This is a genomic window from Myxococcota bacterium, from assembly GCA_035498015.1.
Classification (GTDB): Bacteria; Myxococcota_A; UBA9160; order SZUA-336; family SZUA-336; genus VGRW01.
On sequence record DATKAO010000170.1, the window covers coordinates 1 to 3,671 of the forward strand.

The 3,671-nt window shown below is 73.1% G+C and carries 4 protein-coding genes; 2 read left to right on the plus strand and 2 right to left on the minus strand.

From position 1 onward, the window contains the following. The coding region (locus VMR86_15010) for an RNA-binding S4 domain-containing protein (protein ID HTO08354.1) at positions 1-359 on the plus strand (359 nt) is incomplete at its 5' end. A 7-nt stretch (positions 360-366) separates the two neighbouring features. Here VMR86_15010 and VMR86_15015 read toward each other — a convergent pair. Both VMR86_15015 and VMR86_15020 read right to left on the minus strand, forming a co-directional pair. Continuing rightward, positions 367-1,197: a tetratricopeptide repeat protein gene (locus VMR86_15015; protein ID HTO08355.1), complete on the minus strand. Its 831-nt coding sequence runs from the start codon at positions 1,195-1,197 to the stop codon at positions 367-369. Positions 1,198-1,217: 20 nt separating this feature from the next. Beyond that, the gene (locus tag VMR86_15020; GenBank protein ID HTO08356.1) at positions 1,218-1,481 is read right to left on the minus strand and encodes a glutathione S-transferase N-terminal domain-containing protein; all 264 of its coding nucleotides are present in this window, start codon (positions 1,479-1,481) and stop codon (positions 1,218-1,220) included. Positions 1,482-1,547: 66 nt separating this feature from the next. On the opposite strand from VMR86_15020, the gene VMR86_15025 reads away from it, so the two are divergent. After that, the coding region (locus tag VMR86_15025; GenBank protein HTO08357.1) for a hypothetical protein at positions 1,548-3,671 on the plus strand (2,124 nt) is incomplete at its 3' end.

The window sequence follows — 3,671 nt, forward strand, 5'->3', positions numbered from 1 at the left end:
AGGTCAGAATCGATCGCTGGCTGTGCGCGGCGCGGATCTTGAAGTCGCGCACCCAGGCCACCCAGGCCTGCGCGGGCGGGCGCGTGCGGGTGAACGACGAGAGCGTGAAGCCGCACTTCGCGGTCCGGGTCGGAGATCGTGTGCGCGTGCAGGCCGACCACGGGCTGCGGATCGTCGAAGTCACGGGGCTGGCCGAGAAGCGCCAGTCGCCGGCGCTGGCGCGCACGCTGTTCAACGACCACTCGCCCCCGCCGGTGCCGCGGCCCGCGCGCATGCCGCGCCGCGAGGCCGGCGCGGGCCGCCCGACCAAGCGCGAGCGCAGAGACCTGCAGCGCTTCCGTGGACGCCCGGAGGACTAGGAGTCGGTCAGTGGAGGCGCGGCGCGCTGCGCGCGAGCTCCACCAGCTGGGCCCGCACCGCTTCCGCGCCCGGGTCACCGGGCGCCAGCGCCAGGAACTTGCGCAGGTCGGCTTCGGCGGCCGAGAAGCACTCGAGCCGTGCGAAGATGAGTCCCCGGTCGCGCAGCTCCAAGGGCGCCTCGGGCGCGAGCATGAGGATGCGCTCGGTGCAGTCGAGCGCGCGCTGCCAGTCTTCGCGCGCCAGCCAGATCTGCTTCAGGTTGCGCAGCACGCGCGCCAGCACCTGGCGCGGGGGCGTGGGCTCGAGCAGGCTCGGATCGAGCGGCACGTCCGCGCCCGCCGCGGCGCGCAGCCGCGCCTCGCAGTCCGAGCGAGTCACGATCGTGCCCGCGAACGGGTCCACCAGGATCTCCTCGACGCCGCCGGCGCGCACCAGGAAGTGACCCGGAAATCCGACGCCGCGCGCGGGCACGCCGAGCCGGCCGGCCACCGCGACCCAGACGATCGCGAGCGTGATCGGAATGCCGGTGCGCCGCTCGAGCACGTCGTTCAGGAAGCTGTTGCGCGCGTCGTAGTAGTCCTCGCGGTTGCCGCGGAAGCGGCACTCCCGGTACAGGAAGTCGTTCAGCCGCTCCACGCACTCCAGCGCGCTCGGCGCGCGAGTCACTCGCGAGGCCACCGCGGAGGCCAGGTCGTCGAGCCGGGCCAGGCAGGCCGGCACGTCGAGCTCGGGATACTCCTCGGCGGCGATCCAGAGCGCCGCCTCGGCCAGGTCGATGCGTGCGTCGGCGAGCGCCGCGATCCGTCCGAACTGGACGCGCGCGGGTGAGTCGAGCACGGTGCGGCGGGGCGCGGGCCTCAGCCCTTCCCCGCGACCTCCGTCTCGAGATAGCGCACGATGTCGGCCGACTCGTGCATCCAGCGCGACTTGCCGCCGTCCTCGATGCGCAGGCACGGCACCATCTGCCGGCCGGTGGCGGCGACGAGCTCCTCGCGGTACTTCGCCTGTTGGTGGATGTCGCGCAGCTCGATTTCGAGCGACAGCCGGGTCATGGCCGAGCGCACGCGGTCGCAGTAGGGACAGCCGTCGAAGTGATACAGCGAGAGGCCGGGAACCTTCATCTTCTCCCCGCAGCGGAGGGCGCGTCGGAGCTTACTTCACGGCGAGCCAGTAAGGTACCCGTGGCGATGCGTCGCCTCGCGCTCCTGTTCGCCGTGCTGCTCCTGGCCTGCGCCCCGTTCGCGCCGGCGCCGCCGCAGCCGGCCGCGCCCGCGCCGCCGCCCGCCGGGCCGACCGAGCCGCCGCCGCCACGCATGCTGGAGGGCGCCGAGCTGGCCGGCGCGCTGCCGCCGCGCGACGACCTCGTGCCCTGCGGCGAGCGCGTGTGCTGGCGCGCGCGCTCGGGGGTGGAGTACGCGATCCTGCGCGCCCGCGAGCGCGACTGGCTCGAGCTCGAGACCGAGCTCGGGCCGCTGCACTCGAGCTGGGGGCTGCTCGCGCCCTCGAATACGGATCCGCTTCGCGACCTGCCGCAGATGCTCCTGAACGCGCGGAATGCCGGCCTGCACGCCGAGGATCTGGTGTTCTACGAAGAGGAGCTCTCGGGCGGCTACCTCGTGGGCTCGCACCTGTACGTGATCCGTGAGGGCGTGCTGCGCGAGATCGGCCGCGCCGACCTCGCGGCCCGCAGCCGCAAGGAGCACGCGCAGGCGCGCGAGCGCGTGGAGCGCGCGATCGCGGCCGTGATCGAGTCACTCCCGCGCGCCAAGCTCGAGCCGGAGAGCCGGCCCGCGGTCGCGTCGATCCTGGCGCAGATCCCGCTGGAAGACACACAGACCAATCTCGACTACGCGCCGCCGAGCTTCGTGCGGCGGCTGGTGCGCTTCGGCTGGCTGGCCGCGCTCGGTGCGCCGGCGGGACCCTGCGACGAGCTGCGCCGCGCCGTGCTCGAGGCCGAGAAGCTCCGGCCCGTGGCGCGCTACGCGAGCCGTGACTCGACCTTCGAGCTGGTCGAAGACGCCTACGGCACGCGCATCTGGACGCTCGCGACCCCGCGCCGCGTGGGTTACTCGCGCATCGCGGCGCCGCCCGCGTACTACACGAACGGCAAGAGCACGCGGCTGGTGGTCCACCTGCCGGTCGGCAGCGACCCGCTGCGAGACGCCGCGCGCTTCGAGTCGGCCGAGGTCTACGCCGGCCCGGACCGGCTGGCGGCCTGGGACCCTGCCCACGGACTCAGCGCCGACGACGTCAGCTGGCGCGCGGCGTTCCCGACCAAGGGCGAGGGCGTCGAGTGGGCGGCGCTGGCGGACGCGCTGCCGCCGCACGTGCTGGTCACCGCGCCCAACGGCGACCTGTTCGCGCTGGCGACACGGTTCGGTGTCGTGCACCCGGCCCCCGGTGGCTCGCCGAAGGAAGCGGAGAAGTTCTACGCCGAGGCGGCGGCCGCGCTGCCCGACGCCGCGCACCTCGACCTGATCGGCGAGTATCTCCTGATCTACGCCTTCGACAGCCCCGACCCGCGCAACCCGGCGCTGCTCGGCACGCGCACGGTGAGCGGCGACATCCACCAGACCGCCGAGCAGACACTCGCCACCACCGCGGGCGGCATGATGCGCGGCGACTGCGACGACCTGTCGGAGCTCGACCAGGAGATCGCCGAGCGCCAGGGCCGCAACGCCCAGATGATCGGCCTGCCTGCGCACGCGGCGCTGGCCTGGGCCGACCGACAGCCCGACGGCAGCTGGCTCACCTACATCCTGCAGACCGGCCAGCCGCTGGCGTTCCCCGGCGCCACGCTGCCCGACAGCCTCGAGCTGACCTACAAGAGCTTCGGCTCTAGCGAGCTCTTCGACCGGACCAAGCTCGAGATCCTGCTGCGCTTCTCGGGCGAGAACACGCGCTCGAGCTGGTATCTCAGCTGGCGCATCTTCGCCGATCCCGACTACGCGCGCACCATGATCGACGTGCAGCGCGACTGGCACTTCCAGACCTACCAGCGCGCGATCGTGAAGATGAACGACCTGGTGGAGGGCGGTGACCAGGACCCCGCGAACTACACCGAGCTCGCCGGCCTGTATCACTACACGGGTCAGTACCAGCTCGCCGCCGACGCGCTGTCGGAGGCGATCGCGCGCACCGACCCGGGACAGACGCGCGTGTCGATGGCGATCGACCGCGTGGTGGCGCTCGCCAGCGGGGGCAAGGCCGACGAAGCGCGCGCGCTGGCCCGCGACCTGCGCACGCGGCGCTGGCCTGGGCCGACCGACAGCCCGACGGCAGCTGGCTCACCTACATCCTGCAGACCGGCC